Raw genomic sequence first — 22366 nt, forward strand, 5'->3', positions numbered from 1 at the left:
GGTTATACGGCTTGACCCCCGGCCTCTACCGCTTGGGAAGCGGTAAATTGGCTGTTGTACAGGTCCGCGTAGAAGCCGCCGGCTGCCAGCAGCTCTTGGTGTGTGCCCTTCTCGATGACGCTGCCGTGGTTCATGACCAGGATCAGGTCCGCGTCCCGGATGGTGGACAGCCGGTGGGCGATGACGAAGCTGGTCCGTCCCTGCATCAGGTTGTGCATGGCCTTCTGGATGTATACCTCGGTCCGGGTGTCGACGCTGCTGGTCGCTTCGTCCAGGATCAGGATGGACGGATCCGCCAGAATGGCCCGCGCGATGGTCAGGAGCTGGCGCTGGCCCTGCGAGATGTTGGACGCCTCCTCGTTCAGCACGGTGTCGTATCCGTCCGGCAGGGTCCGGATGAACCGGTCCGCGTGAGCGGCCCGGGCGGCGCGGATAATCTCCTCCTCCGTGGCCCCCTTGCGTCCGTAAGCGATATTGTCGCGGATCGTCCCGTTGAAGAGCCAGGTGTCCTGCAGCACCATGCCGAACAGGCTGCGCAGCTCTCCGCGCTTCAGATCCCGGATGTCCGCGCCGTCCACGGTAATGCGGCCGCTGCTCACCTCGTAGAACCGCATCAGCAGGTTCACCAGGGTGGTCTTGCCGGCGCCGGTCGGCCCGACGATGGCAATGGTCTGGCCCGGCTTCACGTCGATGTTCAGATCCTCCATAAGCGGCGCGTCCGCCTTGTAGCCGAAGCCTACGCTCTCGAACCGGACGGAGCCCTCGGGGCTCTTCAGCACGACGGCATCCGGACGGTCCGCCGTTTCTTCCGGCTCGTCAAGCACCTCGAAGACCCGCTCCGCGGAAGCGATGGTGGACTGCAGGACGTTGGCGATGTTGGCCGTCTGGACGATGGGCTGGGTGAACTGCCGCGAATATTGGATGAACGCCTGGATATCGCCGATGGGCAAGCGGCCGTGGGAGACGTAGAGTCCGCCAACCACGCAGACCAGCACATAGCCGATATTGTTGACGAAGCCCAGGAGCGGCATGATGATGCCCGAGATGAAGTTGGCCTTGGCTCCGGCTTCGTACAGACGGCCGTTGATCTCGTCGAAGCGCTTCAGGGAATCGCCTTCCCGGCCGAAGGCCTTCACGATCTTATGGCCCGTGTACATCTCTTCGATATGGCCGTTCAGCTCGCCCAAGGTCCGCGATTGGGTCATGAAGTACCGCTGGGACCGTCCCGCGATGGCCTTCGTAACGAAGGCGCTGGCCGGCAGGGTCACCAATGCGATCAGGGTCATGACCGGGCTGATGGTCAGCATCATGATGATGACGCCTACGATGGTGACCACCGAGGTGATCAGCTGGGTGACGCTTTGCTGCAGGGTGGTAGCGATGGTGTCGATGTCGTTGGTCACGCGGCTCAGGATTTCGCCATGCTTCCGGGCGTCGTAGTAGCCCAAGGGCAGCCGGGTCAGCTTATCCTTCACCTGCTGCCGCAGATCGAACACGGTCTTCTGCGCCACATCGGACATAATATAGCCCGTAATATAGTTGAAAAAGGCGCTGACAACATAAAGCACTGTCAGGATGATCAGAATCTGGCCGATGTAGCCGAAGTCCACCGAAGCGCCGGGCAGATGCTGCATCTTCGCCATCAGGCCCTCGAACAGCTTGGTCGTCGCCTTGCCCATCACCTTGGGGCTGACGATGGAGAATACGGTGGACAGGATGGCCATCAGGAAGATGGTGAGAAGCTTCGTCCGGTGAGGCGCCATATAGCGCACCAGCCGCTTGAAGGTTCCCTTGGCATCCTTGGCCTTCTCCGGCGGCCGGCCGAAGGGTCCGCCTCCGGGGCCTCCCATGCCTGGCCCCCGTCCGCCTTGCGGGCGCGCCGCTGCTTGCTGCGATTGGTTGCCGCTCATGCAATCTCCTCCTCTGACAGCTGGGATGATACGATTTCCCGGTACACGGGGCAGGTCTGCAGCAGCTCCCGGTGGGTGCCGATTCCGGCCACTTCGCCGTCCTCCAGCACGATGATCCGGTCCGCATCCAGCACGGTGCTGACCCGCTGGGCCACGATCAGGACCGTAGCGTCGGCGGTTTCCTTCTTCAGCGCAGCCCGAAGCCGGGAGTCGGTCTTATAGTCCAGCGCCGAGAAGCTGTCGTCGAAGATGTAGATCTCCGGCCGGCGCACCAGGGCCCGGGCGATGGACAGACGCTGCTTCTGGCCTCCGGAGAGGTTGGTCCCGCCTTGGGAGATCATGGAGCCGAAGCCGTCCTGCATCTCCTCGATGAAATCGAGGGCCTGCGCCGTCGCGGCAGCATGCCGGACCTCCTCGTCCGTGGCGTCGTCCTTGCCGAAGCGGATGTTGTCGGCCGCCGTGCCCGTGAAGAGCACCGCCTGCTGGGGAACGAAGCCGATCTTGGCGCGCAGCGTCTCCTGGGTCATCTCGCGGACATCCACTCCGTCCACCAGGACGCTGCCGTTCTCCACGTCGTAGAACCGCGGGATCAGATGGATCAGCGTCGATTTGCCCGAGCCGGTACCGCCGATGATGGCCGTCACCTCGCCAGGCTCCGCCTTGAAGCTGATGCCCGACACTGCCGGCTGCTCCGCACCCGGATAGCGGAAGGTGACGTCGCGGAATTCCACATAGCCCTTCCGGTTCCCCGAAGCTTGGGGGGCAGCGGGATCCTTAATCTCCGGGTTCATGTCCAGCACTTGATTGATCCGGGCCGCCGAGGCTTGGGCCCGCGGGAGCATGACCAGCATGAAGGACATCATGAGAAGCGAGAACATGATCTGGAACACATATTGGGTGAAGGCCATCAGGTCGCCGACCTGCATATGCCCTTCATCGATCCGGACGCTGCCGAACCAGAGAATGGCGATGCTGGTGAAGTTCATGATCAGCATCATCGCCGGCATGAAGGCGGCCATAATCTTGTTGACCTTGATGGAGATGTCCGTCAAGTCCTTGTTGGCGCCGGTGAAGCGCTCGGTCTCCTGGTCCTCCCGGTTGAAGGCCCGAACGACGCGGATGCCGACCAGATTCTCCCGCAGGACCAGGTTCAGCTTGTCGATCTTCACCTGAATGGCCTTGAAATAGGGCATGCCGGTCCGGGAGATCAAGAGGATGACCGCCGCCATGACCGGCAGGGCCACGAACAGCACGGAGGACAACGTCGGGTCCTTGTGGTAGGCCAGGATCAGGCCGCCGATGCACATCATCGGGGCCATGATCATCATCCGGGTGATCATGATCAGAACCTGCTGCACCTGAGTGATGTCGTTGGTGGTCCGGGTAATGAGCGAGGCGGTTCCCAGGGTGTCAAACTCATGCAAGGTGAAGTGCTCCACATGCCGGAAGACCCTGCTGCGCATATCGCGGCCGTAGGCGGTGGAGAACTTCGAGGACAAATACATGGCGGTCAGGGAGCAGGCGGTGCCAATCAGCGCCACCAGCAGCATCCAGCCCCCGTATTTGTAGATCACATCCGTATTTCCTTTGGCGATGCCCTTGTCCACGATGTCCGACATCAGCGTCGGCAGATACAGCTCCGACATGGACTGAACGAAGATCAGCACGAGCACCGCAAGCACCGGCAAGGTATACGGCTTCAGGTAACGGAATAATTTCAGCATGGCGATTCATCTCCTGTCTGTTTCTCTTTATGGCAGCCGGGCCGTACGTAGCCTGGCAAGCTTTCAACCGGTCCCGCCGCCAGCAGATTCTCTCTAAGACGGTGAAGCAGACGCTGCATCTCCGCGCGGTCCTCCTCCGGCATGGAGCCGAACAGCTCCTCGGCCATGACCCGCATACGGGCTCTGGCCTGCTCGCACAGCTCTCTCCCCGGATCGGTCAAGGAAACGCGGGATACCCGCTGGTCATGAAGATCGGGCCGCCGCGCCACCCATCCGTTCTGCTCCATCCGCCGGAGCATCACCGTCAGGGTGGCGGGCCGGACATGCAGCCGCGTGGCCAGATCCTTCTGACTGATGCCGTCATGACGGTCCAGGATGAACAGCAAGGGCGGCTGGCCGGGGTAAATGCCGAGCGGCTCCAGCACGCCGTGAAGCCGGTGGAAGTGAAGCCGGGTCACATGGGTGAAGGTCTGGTACACGGTTTCCGGCTGTTGGACATCCATCGGTAAAGGCACCTCCCGTCAATTTAGTTAGACGTCTAAACAAAATCTATTGTAGCGCTCCTCGGGTTTCATTCCAAGAGGGGGTTATGAATTTTTTATGTCCCTCCTAAGCTTAAAATATCCCTTCCCCCGTTTCTATGATCCAGAATACCGCAGCAATGTAAACGGAATTTAAACCGGGCACCTGTTGGGCTGGGAGGCGGGTGTGTAGTCGGACGGGAGGCGAATGACCGTATAAAAATCCGGATAGGCTTCCCTCAGTTGCCACTGGATTAAAATAAGTTTATAATTAGACTTAATCTAATTTATACTCAGGAGGGACGTCATGAAGCCCAAAGGACTCCTTACCCCCCAGCGTAAAGCCATCTATGATGTCATCTTGGAATCCCCCGACCATCCCACTGCCGCGGAGATCATGGACCGTTTGCGGGAGCGAGGCTGTCAATTCGCCTATGGAACCGTGTATAATACGCTTAAATACTTGACTGAAACCGGGCAGATCCAGGAGCTCCGGGTCGGCGAAGCCTGCCGCTACGATGCGCGGACCGAGCATCACCATCACATCCAGTGCGTCAGCTGCGGACGGGTGGACGAGGTGTTCGCCGAGATCCCCGCCGAGTGGCTCCGCTCCGTGGCCGAGGACACGGGCTACCGGGTCGACCAAGAGCATCTATTATTGAAGGGAGTGTGCGCCGCATGCCGGAAAGAGACGCACTGACGGAGCTAAGGGAGGATGCTGCCTTCGGGTCTGCGGACCCAAGTATGCCCGAGCTTCCGGAGGAGGCCTACTGCAGCATCACCAACCGCATCGTCATCGTCAGCCCCCTGCCCCAACGAATCCACGAGCTGATCCGGGGCCTGACCGCCGCATGTTATGACGTGATGGTGTTCCACCATGGGGAACCGCAGCTCTTGTCCCGTCTGCAGGCGGATCTACTCATCGCCGACTGCACGCAGCCCTTAGAAGGACCTGCTAGCTTCGAATGGCTCGACAGCCCGGAGCTCGCCGGCGTATCCAAGCTCCGGCTCCTGCCCGCCGGCAGCCCTGCGGCATCCGATGCAGGCGCCTTGGCTTGGCCGTCCCCGTTCCCCAAGGCGCTTGCCGCCGTCCGCAAGCTATCGGAGGCCGGACGCTCCTCTGGGGCGGGACTTGCAGACGGCCCCTCCTCTCCGGTGGACGGCACCCTCCGCTTGAACGGGCTGGTGCTGGATTTGAAGCGGCACACGGCCGCTCTCCAGGGAGCCCGGCTCGATCTGACCAAGACGGAGTTCGAGCTGCTGCGCGTCCTGATCGAAGCCGAGGGCTCCGTTCAGACCCGGCAGGAGCTTCTGGACAAGGTCTGGGGCGACGAGTACTTCGGCGGCAGCAATACCGTGGACGTACATGTGAAGACGCTGCGCCAGAAGCTGAACGACGATCCCAAGTCCCCCCGCTATATCGTCACCGTACGCGGCGTCGGCTACCGTGCCGCCGACCGGTAAACCGTCCTTCTCTATAACAAACCGCCTTTCATCAAGTTTTCATGAGGATTTCATCCAATCTTCATGCAGAACCAGCCGCGGCTTGTTACAATGAATCCATAAGTTGTATTTAGTCTAATTCTAAATAAGACAGAGATTCATTCGGATGAGGAGGCATGCACGATGTATGACGTGATCATTATCGGAGGCGGGCCGGCGGGAGCAACCGCGGCCCTCTATACAGCCAGAGGCAATCTGTCCACCCTGGTGCTCGACAAAGCGCCCGGAGCCGGAGCGCTGGCCCTAACCCACAAGATTGCCAACTATCCCGGGGTGCCGGGAGACATCAGCGGCAAGGAGCTTTTGGACATCATCCGCAAGCAGGCTGAGGACTTCGGAGCGGAGTTCAAGACCACCTCCATCACGGCGGTGGATCTGGAGGGCGAGACGAAGACGGTCTTCACCTCCGACAGCATGCTCCAGGCGAAGGCGGTCATCGTCGCCACCGGCTCCAAGGGACGCAACCGGATGCTGCCGGGCGAGGAGGAGCTCCTGGGCCGCGGGGTCAGCACCTGCGCCACCTGCGACGGCGCTTTCTTCCGGGGCAAGGAGGTAGCGGTCATCGGCGACTCCGAGGAAGCGTTGGAGGAAGCGGCGGCCCTGACCAAGTTCGTCTCGAAGATTCACTTCATCATCCCCCGGGCCGAGCTGCAGGGCGTGGATCACACCCCGGAGCTGGAGAACACGGTCTGGTACACCAAGACCCGCCCCCTCGAGATCGTCGGGGAGAACAAGGTCCAGGGCGTACGGCTCAAGACCCCCGAGGGCGAAGAGAAGCTTCTCCCCGTGGACGGCGTCTTCATCTTCCTCTCCGGCAGCAAGCCAGGCACGGACTTCCTGCAGGGCCAGGTGCCGCTGGACGACAGCGGCTTCATGCAGCTGGATGCCTCCATGCAATCGCCGGTGCCGGGCGTGTTTGGAGCCGGCGAGGTGCGCCGGACACCCGTGAAGCAGGCCGTCGTCGCCGCCGCGGATGGCGCTGTCGCCGCAATGGCCGTCGACAAGTTCATTAACCGCCGGGAGTCGCTGATCCCGCAGTACAAATAATCCAACAAAATCCAAGGAGAGATCACTCATGAGCAGCTTGATTCCGAATCCCAACAATCTGAAAGCCATCGTCTATTCCAGCACCCACTGCACCTATTGCAAGCAGTTGAAGACCTATCTGACCGACAACCAAGTCGAATTCGAGGAACGCAATGTTGACCTGGACGAGAAATTTGCCGAGGAGCTTCAAGCGCTGGGCATGAGCTCCGTTCCGGTGACCGTCATCGGCGGCATGACCATCCTCGGCATGAACCCCACCCGTATCAAGAAAGCCTTGGCCGGCTAAGGCCAACACACCATCCTAATTCCTAAGGAGGCACCCAACCAATGACCCCTAACGATACCGTTCCTGCCGTAAAGATCGGCCAACCCGCCCCGTCCTTCAAGCTGCTCTCCACCAAGAATCTGGAGACCCTGGAGGAAACCGTCGCCCTGGAGGATTATAAGGGCAAGTGGCTGGTGCTCTTCTTCTGGCCCTTCGATTTCACCTACGTCTGCCCGACCGAGATCATTTCCTTAAGCGACGCCTATGAGCAATTCCTCGATTTTGACTGCGACATCGTGGGCGTATCCACCGACAGCGTGCATACCCACCGGGCCTGGATCCAGACCCCCCGCGACCAAAAAGGCATCGGCCCCGTCGCTTACCCGCTGGGCGCCGACTTCACCAAGGAAACCGCCCGCGCTTACGGCGTACTGGATGAAGCGACAGGCGCCGCCCACCGCGGCCTGTTCATCATCGACCCGGACGGCATTCTCCGCTACCAGGTGGTCACCGACCTGAACGTGGGCCGCAGCGTCGACGAGACCCTGCGGGTGCTCCAGGCCCTTCAGGCCGGCGGCCTGTGCCCCGCCAACTGGAAGCCGGGCGACAAGACCCTGGGCTAAGGATCATCCAGGCGGATCATTTCACACCACAAAAAACGGTTGAGACCGGGGTCACACACCCCGTCTCAACCGTTTTTTTGCGGGTCACCAATCCGGCTTCCACACCATCAGCACCATGGCAGCAAGCGGTGCCAGCGTGGCGGCGATGCCGTACGCGTTCCAAGCAGCCGAGGCTCTGCGGTATTCCGCCGTCCAGCGTCCCTCCCGAAGCGAACGCTCCGCCTGCCGGATCATCTTCACCTGGGCAGGCAGGAGGGCTGCCATCCAGAGGACCCCCGACAGGGCGAATAACCCGTACGACACGCCGAGCCAGCTCCACTCGAACACCGAATACCCGCTTTCAGCCGCCAGCACATGGCCGCTCCAGAGAATCATGACGATCGACGGCAGCGTAAACAGATAGTCCGCCACCATAATATTCTTGGCCACACGCAGGGAATGGCCCATGTCCTCCTCCCGGTCGGCCCGGATCTTCCAGAAGGCGGCCGTCAGCGCGTTCCCCACCAGCATCACGACACCCAAAATATGAACAAACAGCCATCCGCTCATCTTAACGGCCTCCTTCTTAATAAAAGAATCATTGCGTACGGGCCAATGCCCGGTAGATCATTTCCTTGGTATATCCCGCCAGCTTGGCGATACGGGCCTCGTCGAACATCGGCATCTGGATGGCCAGGGCCACGATCCCGTGCATGGAAGCCCACAGATAATCGCTGTATGCCTCCGGGTCACCGTCCTGCAGGGCCCCCTTCTCCAAGGCATACCTCACGGTATCCTCCAGTACCTGGAACGCATGGATCCGGGGAAGCTCCTCCTCCTGCCGGGAACCGATCAGATAATCGATCCGCCACATGAACATGAGCTGGTAATAGGCCGGATGGGAAAAGCCGAATTGCAGGTAAGCCTCTCCGAGCCGGTTCAGCTTCTCCCAGGGATCGTCCGTGCTTTCCACCGACTCCGCAAGCTTATTCCGGAACCGGTTCAAGGCGTCGTCCACCACGGTGAACAAGAGATCGTCCTTGTCTGTGAAATACAGGTAGAGCGTGCCGGGAGAATACTCCATCCGCTCCGCCAGCTTCCTCATGGAGAAGCCGTTATAGCCCAGCTCCACGAACATGGAGCCGGCCTCCTCCAGGATCAGGTGGCGAAGCTCCTCCTTCTCCCCGCCGCGCCGGCGCCGTCCGAAACGCCTCGAGCCTCCTTCCTGGGGGGCCTTGCGGTCCGTCATGATTACCCCTCCTTATAATGAACACCGTTCATTAAAATTGATTTTACTACATTCCGTATCTGGAAGCAATCCCCATCCGATAAGAAGTTTTTGTTCGTCTATGCGGTGGAAGGGCCCGGTGGTATACTGGGGGCATCGCTTAACTGTTGACGAAAGGGTGAGCCCCGTGGGAATGCTTCGTTTTACCGCTCCTCCCCTGCCCTATTACATCATGAACGGGTTCGCCTCCATGCCGGTGGGTACCAAGCACGTCGGGCGGCGCAGCATCGGCGTCTTCGATCTCCTGGTCGTGACCAAGGGATGTCTCTATATCGCCGAGGAGGACCGCCGATATGAGCTGGCCCAGGGCCAGGCTCTGGTGCTGCGTCCCGATTGCCACCATTATCCGGTGCGGGGCTGCACGGAGGAGACGGACAGCTTCTGGCTCCACTTCCATACCGACGGGCCCTGGTGGGCGGACTATTCGGAAGGCGGCGAACCTCTCATGCCCGAGCCCCTGCCTCCGGTCCGGTGCCGCGGCTTTAATCCCCAACCGTTCACCATCAGCATCCCCCAGTATGCGACGCTTCGGGAGCCCGAGCTCTTGTACCGCGATCTGGAGAGGCTGATCCAGCTGGAGGCCAGCGTCCTCCCCAGCGGGGACGGCGGCGTCATCTGGGAGCAGCAGCAGCTGTTCCAGCGGGTGCTGAAGCAGCTGTCCGCCTCTGCGGAGCCCGAAGCTACCTCTCCGGCCAAGCTGTGCGCCCAACGGGCGGCCTCTTATCTGCGCAGCCATTACAAGGACGAGATCACGGCCAAGGAGCTGGGAGAGCAGCTGAATTTTCACCCGGTCTATATCGCACGCTGCATGCAAAAGGAGTTCGGTGTCTCGCCCTTCGAATATTTGAACCGGTTCCGGATCGAGCAAGCCAAGCTTCTGATGGTGCAGACCGATCTGTCCATCGCCCGGATCGCCGAGGAGGTGGGCTTCCAGCAGGCCGCCTACTTCTCCACCTGCTTCACCCGCTACGAGGGGGTTCCCCCCAGAAATTACCGGAACCGATTCTCGTAAGCGCCGTATTGGAATATACTTGCGTTGGCGCAAGATCACTCATTCATCCATACAAGGAGGAACGGACCCATGTTCGGTAAAGTTGCGGCAGATCTGCTCGGTTTAAGCGACATCGGCGCGGTCATCAAGAAGCAGGATTTCGACAAGGTGGACTCCGACGATTACGTCCTGCACGAGGACCAAGAAGTCATCTATTTCCTGATCAAGTCCAAGACCGATGAATACTGCTTCACCAACCAGGCTCTCATCCATCTGGACGGCACCAGCGCCGTCAGCAAGAAGCGGACGCTGTACCGCTATCCCTACGGCACCAACACCATCGAGAGCGTCTTTCTCGAGACCGCGGGAACCGTCGACCTGGACGTGGAGATCAAGTTCACGATCGGCGGCGTCGCCTTCTCCATCGACGTACATAAGAAGCACATCGAGGAGCTGAAGGACCTGTACAAGGCCCTGGTGAAGATCGCCTCCATCCAGCACGAGAACGAGATTCTGATGGAGTACGCGAACCGCAGCCTGCAGATGGCCTCCGATACCGTAGGCGGCTCCTATAAGACGGACGGCACCTTGTCGGACCACTTCAACACCATCAACCAATCCGCCTTCGGCTGGCTGGAGGAGAAGCACAAGCAGTTGAAGGTCAAGGACTTCGGCGCCGTCTTCGAGAAGTTCATCAATCAATAATCCGGTTATCCCAACAAAAAAAGGCTCCGCCAGCAGCTTGAACTGCGGCGGGGCCTTCTTGCATCTTCGCGGGGGCTGGAATCAGACCGCCCCGCCTTTCCACGAATCCTTCAAGGCCACAATCCGGTTGAAGACCGGCCGTCCAGGACGGGAATGCTTGCGGTCCACGGTGAAATACCCGTGTCTCATGAATTGGAACCGCTCCTCCACCGCCGCTTCTTCCAAGGATGGCTCCAGCAGGCAGTCCTTCAGCACGATGCGGGAATCCGGGCGGATCCGTTCGTCCCAGCCCTTCTCTTCGTCCACCGCCTCCTCGCCATCGGCCAACAGCTTCCCGTACAGATGAACCTCCGCTCGGACCGCGTGACGGGCGGATACCCAGTGCAGCGTCCCCTTCACCTTCCGTTCCGTGAAGCCGGAGCCGCTCAAGGTGCGGGGGTCGTAGGTGCAGCGAAGCTCCAGAATCTCCCCGGTTGCGGGATCCTTCACCATCGACTCGCAGACGATGAAGTAGGCCCCCTTCAGGCGGACCTCCCGGCCGGGAGCCAGCCGCTGGTACCCCTTCACCGGCTCCTCCAGGAAATCCTCCCGTTCAATATAGATCTCCCGCGAGAAAGGCACCGTCCGGCTGCCTAGGGACGGATCGTCCGGATGGTTGGATACGGGCAGCCACTCCTCCTCCCCCTCCGGATAGTTGGTGATGACCACCTTCAGCGGCCGGAGCACAGCCATCCGAGCCGGGACCGTAGGCTGAAGCTCCTCCCGAAGCGTGTGCTCCAGCAAGGCCATGTCCAAGACAGACACGTCCCTGGAGACCCCGATCCGATCAAGAAAGCGCCGGATGCTGGACGGCGTATAGCCTCTGCGCCGCAGCCCCGACACGGTGGGGAGGCGGGGATCGTCCCAGCCGTCCATATAGCCGCCGGCCACCAGCTCCCGGAGATACCGCTTGGAGGTGACGGTGCCCCGTATATTCAGGCGTCCGAATTCACGCTGCTTCGGGGCCGGGGAGATGCCCAGCTTCTCCAGCACCCAGTCGTACAGCGGCCGGTGGTCCTTGAATTCGATGGAGCACAGCGAATGGGTGATTCCCTCGATAGCGTCCTGCAGCGGGTGCGCGTAATCGTACATCGGATAGATGCACCAATCGTTCCCCGTCCGATAGTGCGGGGCATGGAGGATCCGGTACAGGACCGGGTCCCTTAAGTTCATGTTGGGCGAGGCCATGTCGATCTTGGCCCGGAGCACCTTGGCACCGTTGGGAAATTCCCCTTGCCGCATACGGGCGAACAGCTCCAGATTCTCCTCGGGCGTGCGGGTCCGGTACGGACTGTCCCGGCCTGGCTCCGTCAGGGTCCCCCGGCTGCCGGCCAGCTCCTCGGCGCTCAGATCGCAGACGTAGGCGTCTCCCTGGCGGATCAAGCGTTCTGCGTACTCGTACAGCCGCTCCGAATAGTCGGAGCCATAGTACACATGCGGGCCGGGATCATATCCCAGCCACCTCATATCCTCCAGGATGGCGGCCGCGTACTCCGCATCCTCTCTCAGAGGATTGGTATCATCGAACCGCAGGTGAAACCGGCCGCCGAACCGGCTGGCCAGGGTATGGCTGATGCGGATGGCATAAGCATTGCCGATGTGCAGATAACCGTTAGGCTCCGGCGGGAACCGGGTGCATACGGTCCGGTCCTGCGATTGCGCCAGAACCTCATCTATAACCGTTTCCAGAAAATCACTCATGCGTGATGCGGCACCTCCATTCGATATACATGCGGACAAACCAAAAAAGCTCCCACCCCCAAGACTTGGATTGTCTTGGGGGCGGAAGCTGTCGCTCCGCGGTGCCACCCCAGTTTGCCGGCATGTCGCCATTCCGGCCTCTTCAGGTACGGCGTGCGCTGCATCGAGGCAGACGGCGCGATACCCTAGCTCGTTAACGGGAGCTCCCGTCATAGTCTCCCCCTGCCGTGCAGGGCTCGGTATGAGGCTCAGAGGCTTGGTTCGACCCGCCGTCCTGTACCCCTTCTCAGCTCCCGGGGCTCTCTGGTGACAGTCTTGCGAGTGTACTCTTCTCATCATCGCCGCTTCGTGTGAAGTTATCATCCAATGTAACCTTGCGGAGGCCGGTTGTCAACCGCCTTCTGCCTTGTAGGTGCGGGGATCGAATTCCGTCAGGGGCAGGAGCTTCTGCACCCCGCGGTTGGTACGGACGGTCTCTCGTTTGCCTTGATCATTCGTCTTCTTCACGATGCAATCGCCGGTCAGCAGATTGCAGTCCGTTTCATCCGCGTCCTCCGGAAGCGTTGAGCCGGCGTTGTAGGAGCCCGTAGTGGCGCCGATCAGCATGAAGCCTCCGTCCTGGTATCGGAACCGGTAGGTCCCATACCATCTCCAGCCGGCGCCGCCGTAGTATTGGAGCAGGATCGAGCCCCGATTGATGCTGAGTCCCGAGAAGGGATCGCCGAAGGCCCCGCCTTCATCCGCCAGCAGCACCGCTCGTTCTGCCCGGACCTGCAGCCGATAGGTGCCGTCCGGCTGCCCGAAGGCGGCGATGAGCGCCCGGGGAGCCGCCTGCGGACCGGAGGAGGGACCCACGATCACGGCGGCAGCATCCTCTATACCGTCCTGGTTCAGATCCCCCCGAACCATCCCCGGCTCCCCATGCACCCCCTCCAGAACCCGCCAGCCGGCAGGGATCAAGCCTTCGGGACTCGGAGCTTGCTCCTTGGCTGCCGGAGCACCGCCCTCCTTGACAACCGCCTTCTTAGGAAACCGATTCATCCATTCCCGGATGGTCTTGGGCGGTTCCTTGGATACATCCCGATTCGTATAGTAGTGTATCTTACCGTCTTCGGCGTCCAACACGGCCGCCCACAATCCGCGGTCCGGCGTATGCATAACGATGCCTTCCATGATCGTGAACAAGCCCGGCACGCCACCCTTCGATACCTTGGCGCCGAGGCCGTCCAAATCCGTGCCTTCGGAGATCTGAACCATGACCAAGATAAACTCCGGATACCGGTCTCCCGCCAACCGCCGGAACTCCTCCTCCATAGCAGCATCCGGCAGAACGCCAAGGGATACCAGAGAACTGTCGTCCTTGCCCTCTCCTTCGCGAAACTCCCCGTCGAAGGTGACTCCCACCCCACCGTAATAGCCCATGTCGCCGGTACTGGTCAGCCTAAGCCCCCCGCCCAGAGGTTCAAAGCTTAAGGAGGCCTTAACCTCCGTGCTGGTATAGACGAACCGGCCGTCCTTCAGAGCAGCTCTCCCCGCCACCTCTCCGGTATGGCCTCCGCGCGACGAGCTCAATTCAAACCGGAACCCCTCGGGCGATACCTCCGTGATGGCCAGCCTCGCCGGGGCTCCGTGCTCCGTGCCGAACCGGTGCCACACCCCAACACGGGGAAACGCCGTCTCGGAAGAGGCCGAAGACGCAGCCGGCGAGGCCGCTACCCCGGCTCCCGCCGGCTCTCCTACTGCCGGCTCCCCGCCGCTTCGGCATCCTGCAGACGCCACAAGCAGGAGCCCAACCACCATACACCCCATCCATCTCTTCATGCCGGACAATTGCTCCACGCCCCCTATTGCAAATCCTTATTCCCACTATACCCCAATCGCTATGGCAAGGGAATCCGGGAACCCGCCTGTGGATCATCCGCTCACCGCATATTCTTGGCAGGATTATGCCAGGAATATATGGAATACTCTTACATATCCGATCGGATGTGAAGGGGGATGACGCGCATGAAGCAGCTGCAGTTCCGGGTGGTGGTACCCCATCCGCAGCTTGTACCGTATATCGGCAGAATGTGGGTGCTGGAGGGGGAATACGGCGTGGATGCCCATGCCCACAAGCTGATCTCCCCCAACGGCATGATCAAGCTGATTCTGATCTACAAGGGCCAGGTCCGCAGCGAGCTGGAGGGCCACAGCCGGCTCTTTCCGGAATCGTCGTTGGCCGTGGTCGGCCAGACGTTGGAACCGTCGGTGATCGACCCCTTAGGCCCATTCGGGACCATCGGGATCGAATTCCACCCCGCCGGTGTCTACAAGCTATTCCCCTTCGCACTCCATGAACTGACCAACGGCTTCCACTTCGGCGACGAGCTGTTCGGCTCCGCCGTCCGGGAGCTCCAGGATCGCATAGGGGAGGAGCCGGACGTCGATTCGAAGCTCCGAGCCGTGCAGCAGTTCCTCCTGCAGCGCCTGCAGGACTCCTCCCGCGACCACCTGCTGACGGAGTATGCTGTAGACCGGATCATCCGCTCCCAGGGCACCCTGCGGATCGAGGAATTGTGCGCCGACACGGGATATACCCGCCGTCACCTGGGCAGATTATTCCAGGAGCACGTAGGCATCAGCCCCAAGGAGCTGGCGGCGATCACCCGCTTCCAGGTGTTTTATCGTCATCTCAGCACGGGACGAGTGCTGGATATGATGGAACTGTATGATTATTATTACGACCAGTCCCATTTCGCCAAGGAGTTCAAGCGCTGGACAGGAATGAATCCCCGCGAATTCGCCATGCAGCAGCATCTTCTCGGAAAAGTGTTCCACCGGGAATGAACAGGTCCCATTTTTACAATCCCGCTGCCGCCCGATGAGCTATAGTAAGGGTGTATCCACAATGTGACGTTCGAGGAGGAGCTTCCATGGAGCATACCAAGCAAGAATACGCGTACATCTTCAAGCCCAAGCGGGAACGGTTCCTGGAGACGCTGACCCCGGAGGAGATGGCGGTCATGGGCGGCCATGCGGCATACTCCGGGCAGCTCTTCGCCGAAGGAACCCTAGTGATGGCCGGGGCCTGCGCAGGCGGCGATTACGGCATCATCGTATTCCGTGCCGGCACTCAGGAGGAAGCGGAGCACATCTTCCGCCAGGACCCTGCCGTGCAGGCCGGGATCGTCCATGCGGAGCTGTTCCCCTTCCGGATCATGATTATGGAGGGAAGGGCCTGATTCCAAATGTCCCCTGGCATAAGGGGGCGGATTGCTGATTCCCCCATCGCTGCGCCGCCCTCTGGACCCGCATCATCTGCGGTTCGGACGGATCGGCTGGCTCCTGCTGCACTTCGTCCTCATCGCCAGCATCTTCCTGGCCGGCTACTACGTCGGCAGAATGACCTGAAGCATGCAAAAACCGGCAGCCCGGAACCTTCCCGGAACTGCCGGTTTCGTTATGTGCGGGGCTTCTCCAGTTGGATAACAACCAGGCCCGCTGCCATGAAGAGCGCTCCGAGCATCTGGAGGAGCAGCACTTTTTCGTCGTACATGAGGTAGCCTGCCACCACAGCCGCCGCCGGCACCACATACCGGAAGAAGTTCGACTTCGTCGCTCCCACCTTGAACATACAGGCGTTCCACATCAAGAAGGCGATCACCGTGCTCACGAGCACGTTGTAGAAGATCACCGTATATTCGGTGGAACCCAGCCCCGCCCAGTCCACCTTGCTCCAGGAGCCCCAGGTGAGCGGAAGCATGAAGGCCGCGCCGAAGACGATGGTCCACGTGCTGACCCTTAGCGCCGAGTACTTCCTCATCAAGGGCATGCTGGCCAGGTTGTACAGCGCTCCGACGATGCTGGCCGAGAAGGCCATCAGGTTGCCGAGCATATGCCCGGCGGACAGGTCCAGCCCCTCTTCCCCGCCCAGAATGACCAAGGCCACTCCCGCCAGGGCGATGCCCCCGCCGATGACGATCACCTTGGTGATGCGCTCCTTCGTGAAGAGCGGCGCGAACAAGGCGGCGAAGATGGGCCAAGGCGCTACATTCAACAGCGAGGCGTTGGCCAGCGACGTATATTTGATGGAATACATGACGATGATCTCCAGGCCCGTCACCCCGAAGAGCCCGATCAAGGCCAGCTGTCCGGCCGATCGCCAGTCGATGCCGATGCTGCCTTCCTTCCACTTCAAGAGGAGGAAGAAGAACGGAACGGCGCCGCCGAAGCGGATGAACGTGAACAGGACCGGATCGAACGTATCCATCGCCAAGCGGGAGACCCCAAAGTTGGTTCCCCATATGGCCGCGACCAGCATCAGGCCGACCGCGTACCAGACCGTATTGGTTTTCATCTCTCTCTAGACACTCCATTCCCAGGTTCCGAAATTCTCTGCCTATCATACCACATCTCCTGCAGCCCGTGGATGACGAAAAAGAGAACCAGGCCCCCGAAGGAAGCCTGGCTGCTCATCTCACTTGCGGTATAAGGACGCCATACATTCCACGAACATCTGGTTATACTCCGCACGGGTCAGCGGCTTGTTGCAGTGGATATCGCGGCCGAAGCTTTGGTACCAGCCGATCTCCGTTCCCTCCGGCTTGTAGACGAACTGGGGCTGTCCCTCCGGAGCGTCGGGCTTCAGTGAGAACACCTCATTCTCATACGACGGCAGCTGCTCCCACTGAAATTCGCAGCCCTTCTCCTGACAGATCAGGTCCACCAGGAGCGTCAGCATCCTAAACGGGTCCCGGAACATCTCGTATTCCTTCACTTGTTGATCCATTCGTCCAGCCTCCTGCGTGTTTTCTTCCTATTATCATCCCACGCGGGACGGTTTCGAATGCGAAATCCTCCTAAGTTGTAGCAAAATTCTCATGAATGCGGCCAGCATCCAGCACAGCAGGAGCGCGGCTGAGCCGGCCGCCGCAAATTTCACCAGCGGGTGAGCCTCCCACCCGCGGAGGGCATAGGCGGTGTACACCGCCACCGGCGGATGGATCACGTACACCGTGAAGGCCCGGTCCGACAGCCACCGGAAGCCGGGGGTTTCCTCCCCGTGCCGGTCCCGGAAGCGGACCAGCAGCACGTAGGAGATGGACAGCCCCAAGAGAGGGTCCACGAAGGAGTAGAAGAGCGATTGCCAGGTGAACCCGCCCTCGAAACGGGCGATGCCCTCCCCTGCCGCCCCGCCCAGCACCAGGATCACCGGCATCAGCACAAGCAGCACTGCGGCGGTCCCGAGCCACCGTCGGGCGGCGGAGGCGTTGAGACGCTCCAGCCAGCCGCTGCGGAAGGCCGTAATCCCGGCGGCATAAAGTGCGATATAGGCCGGAAAGTACGCCAGCTGCAAGGACAGCACGGTCTCGCCTACCGGAATGGCCAGGCGGATCAGGAAGTTGGCGGCGCCGGTCAGAAGCAGGTAGACGAGAATCAGGGAAGCGGTCAGAGGGCGAGCGGGCTCCGGCTCTCTGCGGATCACCCGCCGATACAGGGCGTACCCGGTATTGAAGAGCAGCAGGGCGAAGAGGAACCAGAGCGGACCCAGGTCCGGGTCCGTCACAAGGATCCAGGGCTCCGGCAGCAGCCGTTCCTTCAGAAAGCCGCCCAAGGAGCCCTCGTAGCCTGAAGCGACGAAGCGCAGCAAGGGGGAGAGGAGCAGCAGGTAGGCGGCAAGGGGAAAGCCGAATCGGAGGAGCCGGTCCTTCAGGAACCGCCCCGCTCCCTTCCTGTCGAAGGAGGACGGCGTCGCCCAGCCGGAGATGAAGAAGAACAAGCCCATGAAGAAGGATTGGTTCACTGCCGTGAACATGGTCAAGAGTCCTTCGGCCAACGGACTATTCACCGGCTCCTTGTAGTACCAGCTCCCGCTGCCTCCATAGGTGATGGAGATGTGGTGCAGCACCACCAGGGCCGTCATCACAACCTTCAGTTTATCCAGATACGCATACCGCCTGTGCATGGGAACCCCTCCTATGCCGCCACGGTTTGCCTTGCCCCGTGACGGGTATTGTTACCGATGGATTAAGGGTACCATGCCCCCTCCCTCCCATCACCGAAAAACACGCCGTCTCCCCCGCAAAAGTTGTTTCGGACACGGAGCGTCACCGCTTCGGTCCTCTTTCGGTGAGCGTCCCGGCTATCGTATGGTATAGTGAAGGTACGACTGCCCGGCGGCATATCTGCCTGGGACGAATGAACAGGAGGACCCTATGGGCGCACATATCTTGCTGGTGGACGACCACCGGACCTTTCTGGCGGGAACCGCGATGATTCTGGAAAAGCACGGCTTCCGGACCACCACGGCGGCCGGAGGCCGGGAAGCTCTGGAGCGGATGGAGGAGGCCGGAGCCGCCTTCGACCTGTATGTCTATGACCTGAAGCTCCCGGAGATGAACGGCTTCGAGCTGACGGAGGCGACGCTTGCCATACAGCCGGATGCCACGATCGTCATTCTGACGGGCGAGGAGCTCCCGGAGCATTACGACCGGCTCATGGTCCTCGGCGTCACCGGCATCCTCGAGAAGTCCATGGGCGAAGAGGAATTCGTCATGAGCCTGCGCCTGGCACTCCGGAGGATGACGGTGCTGCCGCTGCCGCTGGCCCGCCAGCTGCGGACCAAGACGGCGGGCGGGGACGGCGGGACAGACGGCATCCCCGGTGCGGATGCGGCCGGGCTGATGCCCCCCGGCGGCAAGGAGCTGGACGTGCTGCGCCTCATCGCCCAAGGCCACAAAAATAAAGACATTGCCGCCAAGCTCTTCATGAGCCAGCGCAATGTCGAGTACTTGATCTCCCGCCTCTTCGATCGTCTCGGCGTCCAGTCCCGCCAGGATGCGGTGATGAAGGGCATCGAGCGCGGCTGGCTCAAGCTGGATGCGTAGGAATCGCTAGCTTGCCGCCATCAGAGAATGTCTGCCGCACCGGGATGGTGCAGCGGACCCGGAGGCCCCGCCCCGGCGCAGAGTCCAGCTGAAGCCGGCCGTTCAGGAGTCGGACCCGCTCGGCCATTCCGAGGAGTCCCAGCCCCCCTACTCCATGGTCCATGGCCGTCGAGAGCGGCTCCCGGCCAAGCTCCGGGCTTGACGCCCCGCCGGGGCCGGACACCGAGGGACCGGGAGCCATGCCTACCCCGTCGTCCTCGTACAAGACCAGCCACTCGCTGCGGTCCTGCCCCAACGTCAGCCGGACATGACGGGCTTCGGAATGCTTCACCGCATTGTTCACCAGCTCCTGGACGATGCGGTATAGCGCCAGCGTCTCCTCATTGCCCATCGGCCCCTCTGGCGGCAGCAGGGTTAACTCCAGCTCGAAGTCGGCCCGAAGACGGGTTTTCTCGGCCAATCTGGAGACGGCGTGGAGAAGACCCCGTTCGTGCAGGAAGGAAGGGAGCAGCTCCTGGCAGGTCTCCCGGATCATGAACTCGGCGTTATCCAGTCCCAGAAGGATCTGCTCCAGTCCGCCGGGCTTGCCTGTCCCGCTCCCGGCAGCCGCGGTTCTGTCCGCTGCGCCGTCGGCACGGGCTTCCCGCGCGGGATCCAGCAGCCGCCGGAGGTGCATGATCTCCTGCAGCACCTCGTCGTGCAGGTCGGAGGCCAGCCGCTTCCGCTCCCGTTCGGCCAGCTGCATGAACAGCTTGGACACCCAAGGCTGCTCCTGCTTGCGCTGCTCCAGCATCTCCTGCAGCCGGCTGTCGATCAGCCGGAAGTTCTCGCGGAATACCGCCGCATACTTGGCCATCAGCTGCAGCATAAAGCGCTCGCGTTCCTCCGGCTTCCGGCTCCCCTCCGCATCCTCCAACACCAGGAGCAGCAGCTCCCCGCCGGATGAGCCGGCCGTGCACAGCACCAGCTCCGGGCGGACCCGCAGGCCGTCCTGCGGGTCCCGGCCCAAGCGGCCTTCCAGGGCCAGCTCCCGGCAGGCCGCCTCCGCTGCCGCAGGCAGTGTCTCCCCGCCGCCGACGGAGGTCCATTCGTCCCGGCCTTCCACCATGCGGATCAGGTGGAAGCCGAAGGGCCGGAACAGCTCCCGGCCCTCCCGAAGCAGCACCGCCTCCAGCTCCTCCCCCCTGCGGCTGCGGCCTATCGCCCCCAGAAGCCGGTCCATCTGCTCCCGGATCTCCACCTCCCTGGAGAGGATGGCGTTCCGCTCCCGAAGCGCCTCCGCCGTCCGGCGGTTCTCCTTCAGCGTCTCCGTGAAGCGCCGGAAGAATAAGACTCCGAATATCCCCATCAGCACCAGGAGCGCCCAAGCGAAGGTATCCTCCAGACATTGCTCCCAGAACACATTCAGATAACCCCACTGCCGGTCGGTCAGGCTCTCCAGCAGATCCTTGCCCACATCCGGCAGCACAATCACCATGAAGCTGAGAAAGGCGAGCAGACTCCAGCGCAGTTCCTCCCGGTCCGCAGCCGAATGAAGCCGGGATGCGAACTGTACGGCACTTACGGCCAGCTTGACCAGAACCAGGAGAAGAAAGACCAGGTTCAATGCCCCCAGCACCCCCGCCGTCTCTCCCCATAGCCCCGACACCCATACTGCAGCCGTCAGTGCCCCGGAGAGAGCTAATAGCAGCCGGTTGATCCTCCGGTTTCCTACGCCAAACAGATACCCGGCGAAGGAGAAGGCCAGGAAGGCTCCCATACACTTCAGAGCCAGCGAGCTGTAGGGAAGGACCGGCAGATCGCCGAAAAACCAGCGTTTCTCATCCCACTCCGAGAACAGCTGCAAGGCAGCCAACAGAGCAAACACCGCCAGGTACAAATAGCCCCTTTCCTTGGGAAGCACGGCAAACATCGCACCGAACAGCAAAGCCAAGAACAGGAACAGCAGGACGAAGGCCGCTTCATCCAGCCGGTAGCGGATGTAATGGAACGGCTCGGGTAATCCCTGCACCGGCTGAAGCAGGCTGTAATTCACCCAGCCGTTCAACAGGAATACGGCCGAAGCCGCACCGGCCACTTGTCCGGTCAACTTGAGGGCCTCCCTCATGGACAGATCGGCTCCTTTGCGAAGATACGGCGGCGAATGCCCCGGGCGCCGTACCCTTTTCCCTGATCGTACCATGCGCCGGGAATTCCGGACAAGACGAACGGGCGCCTCCCCTAAGGGATACGCCCGTCCAAGACGATCAACGATTCGATTGCAGCCGTCCGATCTGCTTCATATACCGGTCAATGGTGCCGTGCAGACTCCGGTCCCGGTGGTAGCGGAACAGATCGTAATACGGGTTGGTGTTCACCTCGAGAATCCAGAGCCGGCCGTCCCGGTCCACGGCGAAATCGATGCCCATTCTTCGGCAGTGCTTGTACCTGCGCTGGAAGGTCCGGGCGGCGGACAGGCCGATACGGGTCATCTCGGACTTGATCCTGCGGATGTCCTGCGGAGCGAAGCCGGCCAGCTGCATAGCCCTCTCATACCCCACCGGCTTCCCGCCGTGATTGAAGTTCGTTACGGCCCGGTTGCTCTCCGCAATCTTACCCATGATCCCCATAACCAACCATTCGTTGTTCGGCCGCAGAAGCAGCAGACGGAAGTCAATGGGCTTCCCGCCGATCTGCGCCAGCCGGACTCCCTTCTGGATCAGAAACGGCCGTCTTCCGGCATGCCGGAAGACCACCTCGGGCACCTGCTCCGTCTTATAGCTCCGGACTCGCCGCTCCCGCTGGATCAGTACGGATTGCCCTTGTTTGCTGACCTTCAGAATGTTGTTGCCGAACGAACCGAAGACGGGTTTGACGAAAACCACGTTGTACCGGTTCAGATATTCCCTTAGGCTGCTCCTGCCCAACAGCCTGGTGGGAGGAATATGGCGAGCGACGCTGCGGTTTGGAACCAGAGCGAGATGCCGCTTCCACTTGTCCCTAACATGCCACACCCTTCTGCTAATCACGATGCTTCCTCCTCTGTATGCGGGTTCCATCTCTCATCCTTATACCTTATGCACCCGCAGAAGAGAGGGGTGGACGAATTGGCATCGTTTCCGCCCCTTTTTAAGGAATGAACAAGATAGTACAATTTTCCATGGAAATTTTTTTCGATATGTGAGAAAATTATCGCAACATGTCATATTTAATGGATAGGCG

At 61.1% G+C, this 22366-nt stretch carries 23 protein-coding genes; 11 read left to right on the forward strand and 12 right to left on the reverse strand.

The window, feature by feature from the left end; translation table 11 throughout:
• Window positions 1-2: 2 nt before the first annotated feature.
• The 3 genes from ACSEXW_RS16120 to ACSEXW_RS16130 are packed head-to-tail and all read right to left on the reverse strand — an operon-like array spanning window position 3 to window position 4137.
• Window positions 3-1910 (reverse strand): ABC transporter ATP-binding protein, encoded by a 1908-nt coding sequence (locus ACSEXW_RS16120; protein ID WP_438447195.1) that lies wholly within the window; start codon window positions 1908-1910, stop codon window positions 3-5.
• Window positions 1907-3634: an ABC transporter ATP-binding protein gene (locus tag ACSEXW_RS16125; RefSeq protein WP_438447196.1), complete on the reverse strand. Its 1728-nt coding sequence runs from the start codon at window positions 3632-3634 to the stop codon at window positions 1907-1909. Before ACSEXW_RS16125 ends, ACSEXW_RS16120 begins: the two co-directional genes overlap by 4 nt.
• Window positions 3628-4137 (reverse strand): MarR family winged helix-turn-helix transcriptional regulator, encoded by a 510-nt coding sequence (locus tag ACSEXW_RS16130; RefSeq protein WP_438447197.1) that lies wholly within the window; start codon window positions 4135-4137, stop codon window positions 3628-3630. The genes ACSEXW_RS16125 and ACSEXW_RS16130 overlap by 7 nt, the downstream gene beginning before the upstream one ends.
• Window positions 4138-4462: 325 nt before the next feature.
• Here ACSEXW_RS16130 and ACSEXW_RS16135 point away from each other — a divergent pair, with 325 nt between their 5' ends.
• From ACSEXW_RS16135 to ACSEXW_RS16155, 5 genes are all read left to right on the forward strand, one after another.
• Window positions 4463-4855 (forward strand): Fur family transcriptional regulator, encoded by a 393-nt coding sequence (locus ACSEXW_RS16135; protein WP_438447198.1) that lies wholly within the window; start codon window positions 4463-4465, stop codon window positions 4853-4855.
• The gene (locus ACSEXW_RS16140; RefSeq protein WP_438447199.1) at window positions 4834-5619 is read left to right on the forward strand and encodes a winged helix-turn-helix transcriptional regulator; all 786 of its coding nucleotides are present in this window, start codon (window positions 4834-4836) and stop codon (window positions 5617-5619) included. The genes ACSEXW_RS16135 and ACSEXW_RS16140 overlap by 22 nt, the downstream gene beginning before the upstream one ends.
• A gap of 162 nt (window positions 5620-5781) precedes the next feature.
• On the forward strand, window positions 5782-6705 hold the full coding sequence (locus ACSEXW_RS16145; protein WP_438447200.1) for an FAD-dependent oxidoreductase: 924 nt from the start codon (window positions 5782-5784) through the stop codon (window positions 6703-6705).
• Window positions 6706-6733: 28 nt separating this feature from the next.
• Complete coding sequence (locus ACSEXW_RS16150) at window positions 6734-6991, forward strand: glutaredoxin family protein (RefSeq protein WP_438447201.1); 258 nt, start codon at window positions 6734-6736, stop codon at window positions 6989-6991.
• A gap of 41 nt (window positions 6992-7032) precedes the next feature.
• Window positions 7033-7593: a peroxiredoxin gene (locus tag ACSEXW_RS16155; RefSeq protein ID WP_438447202.1), complete on the forward strand. Its 561-nt coding sequence runs from the start codon at window positions 7033-7035 to the stop codon at window positions 7591-7593.
• An 84-nt stretch (window positions 7594-7677) separates the two neighbouring features.
• Here the strand turns inward: ACSEXW_RS16155 and ACSEXW_RS16160 are convergent, their stop codons facing one another.
• The gene (locus ACSEXW_RS16160) at window positions 7678-8142 is read right to left on the reverse strand and encodes a DUF2269 family protein (protein ID WP_438447203.1); all 465 of its coding nucleotides are present in this window, start codon (window positions 8140-8142) and stop codon (window positions 7678-7680) included.
• Between the two features lie 28 nt (window positions 8143-8170).
• A complete protein-coding gene (locus ACSEXW_RS16165) occupies window positions 8171-8821 on the reverse strand; it encodes a TetR/AcrR family transcriptional regulator (protein ID WP_438447204.1) in 651 nt (216 codons plus the stop codon).
• Window positions 8822-8993: 172 nt separating this feature from the next.
• Between ACSEXW_RS16165 and ACSEXW_RS16170 the strand changes: the two genes are divergently transcribed.
• Both ACSEXW_RS16170 and ACSEXW_RS16175 read left to right on the forward strand, forming a co-directional pair.
• Complete coding sequence (locus ACSEXW_RS16170) at window positions 8994-9872, forward strand: helix-turn-helix domain-containing protein (RefSeq protein WP_438447205.1); 879 nt, start codon at window positions 8994-8996, stop codon at window positions 9870-9872.
• A gap of 69 nt (window positions 9873-9941) precedes the next feature.
• Window positions 9942-10556 carry a PH domain-containing protein gene (locus ACSEXW_RS16175; RefSeq protein WP_438447206.1) on the forward strand — a complete coding sequence of 205 codons (615 nt, stop codon included), beginning with the start codon at window positions 9942-9944 and terminating at the stop codon, window positions 10554-10556.
• A gap of 81 nt (window positions 10557-10637) precedes the next feature.
• Here ACSEXW_RS16175 and ACSEXW_RS16180 read toward each other — a convergent pair whose 3' ends face one another.
• The gene (locus tag ACSEXW_RS16180; protein WP_438447207.1) at window positions 10638-12296 is read right to left on the reverse strand and encodes a glutamine--tRNA ligase/YqeY domain fusion protein; all 1659 of its coding nucleotides are present in this window, start codon (window positions 12294-12296) and stop codon (window positions 10638-10640) included.
• A 390-nt stretch (window positions 12297-12686) separates the two neighbouring features.
• The gene (locus ACSEXW_RS16185) at window positions 12687-14117 is read right to left on the reverse strand and encodes a hypothetical protein (protein WP_438447208.1); all 1431 of its coding nucleotides are present in this window, start codon (window positions 14115-14117) and stop codon (window positions 12687-12689) included.
• Between the two features lie 186 nt (window positions 14118-14303).
• On the opposite strand from ACSEXW_RS16185, the gene ACSEXW_RS16190 reads away from it, so the two are divergent.
• The 3 genes from ACSEXW_RS16190 (at window position 14304) to ACSEXW_RS16200 (ending at window position 15689) form a co-directional block, all read left to right on the forward strand.
• Complete coding sequence (locus ACSEXW_RS16190; RefSeq protein WP_438447209.1) at window positions 14304-15125, forward strand: helix-turn-helix domain-containing protein; 822 nt, start codon at window positions 14304-14306, stop codon at window positions 15123-15125.
• An 86-nt stretch (window positions 15126-15211) separates the two neighbouring features.
• Window positions 15212-15520, forward strand: coding sequence for a YciI family protein (locus tag ACSEXW_RS16195; protein WP_438447210.1), 309 nt, complete (start codon window positions 15212-15214; stop codon window positions 15518-15520).
• Between the two features lie 31 nt (window positions 15521-15551).
• Window positions 15552-15689 carry a hypothetical protein gene (locus tag ACSEXW_RS16200; protein WP_438447211.1) on the forward strand — a complete coding sequence of 46 codons (138 nt, stop codon included), beginning with the start codon at window positions 15552-15554 and terminating at the stop codon, window positions 15687-15689.
• 49 nt (window positions 15690-15738) lie between these two features.
• Here ACSEXW_RS16200 and ACSEXW_RS16205 read toward each other — a convergent pair whose 3' ends face one another.
• The 3 genes from ACSEXW_RS16205 to ACSEXW_RS16215 form a co-directional block, all read right to left on the reverse strand.
• Window positions 15739-16635, reverse strand: coding sequence for a DMT family transporter (locus ACSEXW_RS16205; protein WP_438447212.1), 897 nt, complete (start codon window positions 16633-16635; stop codon window positions 15739-15741).
• A gap of 120 nt (window positions 16636-16755) precedes the next feature.
• Window positions 16756-17067, reverse strand: coding sequence for a hypothetical protein (locus ACSEXW_RS16210; protein WP_438447213.1), 312 nt, complete (start codon window positions 17065-17067; stop codon window positions 16756-16758).
• Between the two features lie 33 nt (window positions 17068-17100).
• Window positions 17101-18243 carry an acyltransferase family protein gene (locus ACSEXW_RS16215; RefSeq protein WP_438447214.1) on the reverse strand — a complete coding sequence of 381 codons (1143 nt, stop codon included), beginning with the start codon at window positions 18241-18243 and terminating at the stop codon, window positions 17101-17103.
• Between the two features lie 250 nt (window positions 18244-18493).
• On the opposite strand from ACSEXW_RS16215, the gene ACSEXW_RS16220 reads away from it, so the two are divergent.
• Window positions 18494-19165 (forward strand): response regulator, encoded by a 672-nt coding sequence (locus ACSEXW_RS16220; protein WP_438447215.1) that lies wholly within the window; start codon window positions 18494-18496, stop codon window positions 19163-19165.
• Here ACSEXW_RS16220 and ACSEXW_RS16225 read toward each other — a convergent pair.
• Window positions 19149-21254, reverse strand: a complete 2106-nt coding sequence (locus tag ACSEXW_RS16225; protein ID WP_438447216.1) for a sensor histidine kinase — start codon at window positions 21252-21254, stop codon at window positions 19149-19151. The genes ACSEXW_RS16220 and ACSEXW_RS16225 overlap by 17 nt on opposite strands.
• A gap of 157 nt (window positions 21255-21411) precedes the next feature.
• Window positions 21412-22173 carry a YheC/YheD family protein gene (locus tag ACSEXW_RS16230; RefSeq protein ID WP_438447217.1) on the reverse strand — a complete coding sequence of 254 codons (762 nt, stop codon included), beginning with the start codon at window positions 22171-22173 and terminating at the stop codon, window positions 21412-21414.
• Between the last annotated feature and the right edge of the window lie 193 nt (window positions 22174-22366).

Source organism: Oryzibacillus soli (genome assembly GCF_051594765.1).
Lineage (GTDB): Bacteria > Bacillota > Bacilli > Paenibacillales > NBRC-103111 > Paenibacillus_AR.

Bases quoted from the DNA above. Each gene is read 5' to 3' on its own strand.
- ACSEXW_RS16220 (WP_438447215.1), top strand. From the start codon at position 18,494: ATGGGCGCACATATCTTGCTGGTGGACGACCACCGGACCTTTCTGGCG.
- ACSEXW_RS16175 (WP_438447206.1), top strand. From the start codon at position 9,942: ATGTTCGGTAAAGTTGCGGCAGATCTGCTCGGTTTAAGCGACATCGGC.
- ACSEXW_RS16190 (WP_438447209.1), top strand. From the start codon at position 14,304: ATGAAGCAGCTGCAGTTCCGGGTGGTGGTACCCCATCCGCAGCTTGTA.
- ACSEXW_RS16135 (WP_438447198.1), top strand. From the start codon at position 4,463: ATGAAGCCCAAAGGACTCCTTACCCCCCAGCGTAAAGCCATCTATGAT.
- ACSEXW_RS16160 (WP_438447203.1), bottom strand. From the start codon at position 8,142: ATGAGCGGATGGCTGTTTGTTCATATTTTGGGTGTCGTGATGCTGGTG.
- ACSEXW_RS16150 (WP_438447201.1), top strand. From the start codon at position 6,734: ATGAGCAGCTTGATTCCGAATCCCAACAATCTGAAAGCCATCGTCTAT.
- ACSEXW_RS16205 (WP_438447212.1), bottom strand. From the start codon at position 16,635: ATGAAAACCAATACGGTCTGGTACGCGGTCGGCCTGATGCTGGTCGCG.
- ACSEXW_RS16210 (WP_438447213.1), bottom strand. From the start codon at position 17,067: ATGGATCAACAAGTGAAGGAATACGAGATGTTCCGGGACCCGTTTAGG.
- ACSEXW_RS16125 (WP_438447196.1), bottom strand. From the start codon at position 3,634: ATGCTGAAATTATTCCGTTACCTGAAGCCGTATACCTTGCCGGTGCTT.
- ACSEXW_RS16140 (WP_438447199.1), top strand. From the start codon at position 4,834: ATGCCGGAAAGAGACGCACTGACGGAGCTAAGGGAGGATGCTGCCTTC.
- ACSEXW_RS16120 (WP_438447195.1), bottom strand. From the start codon at position 1,910: ATGAGCGGCAACCAATCGCAGCAAGCAGCGGCGCGCCCGCAAGGCGGA.
- ACSEXW_RS16170 (WP_438447205.1), top strand. From the start codon at position 8,994: ATGCTTCGTTTTACCGCTCCTCCCCTGCCCTATTACATCATGAACGGG.
- ACSEXW_RS16155 (WP_438447202.1), top strand. From the start codon at position 7,033: ATGACCCCTAACGATACCGTTCCTGCCGTAAAGATCGGCCAACCCGCC.
- ACSEXW_RS16130 (WP_438447197.1), bottom strand. From the start codon at position 4,137: ATGGATGTCCAACAGCCGGAAACCGTGTACCAGACCTTCACCCATGTG.
- ACSEXW_RS16195 (WP_438447210.1), top strand. From the start codon at position 15,212: ATGGAGCATACCAAGCAAGAATACGCGTACATCTTCAAGCCCAAGCGG.
- ACSEXW_RS16180 (WP_438447207.1), bottom strand. From the start codon at position 12,296: ATGAGTGATTTTCTGGAAACGGTTATAGATGAGGTTCTGGCGCAATCG.
- ACSEXW_RS16185 (WP_438447208.1), bottom strand. From the start codon at position 14,117: ATGAAGAGATGGATGGGGTGTATGGTGGTTGGGCTCCTGCTTGTGGCG.
- ACSEXW_RS16165 (WP_438447204.1), bottom strand. From the start codon at position 8,821: ATGACGGACCGCAAGGCCCCCCAGGAAGGAGGCTCGAGGCGTTTCGGA.
- ACSEXW_RS16215 (WP_438447214.1), bottom strand. From the start codon at position 18,243: ATGCACAGGCGGTATGCGTATCTGGATAAACTGAAGGTTGTGATGACG.
- ACSEXW_RS16145 (WP_438447200.1), top strand. From the start codon at position 5,782: ATGTATGACGTGATCATTATCGGAGGCGGGCCGGCGGGAGCAACCGCG.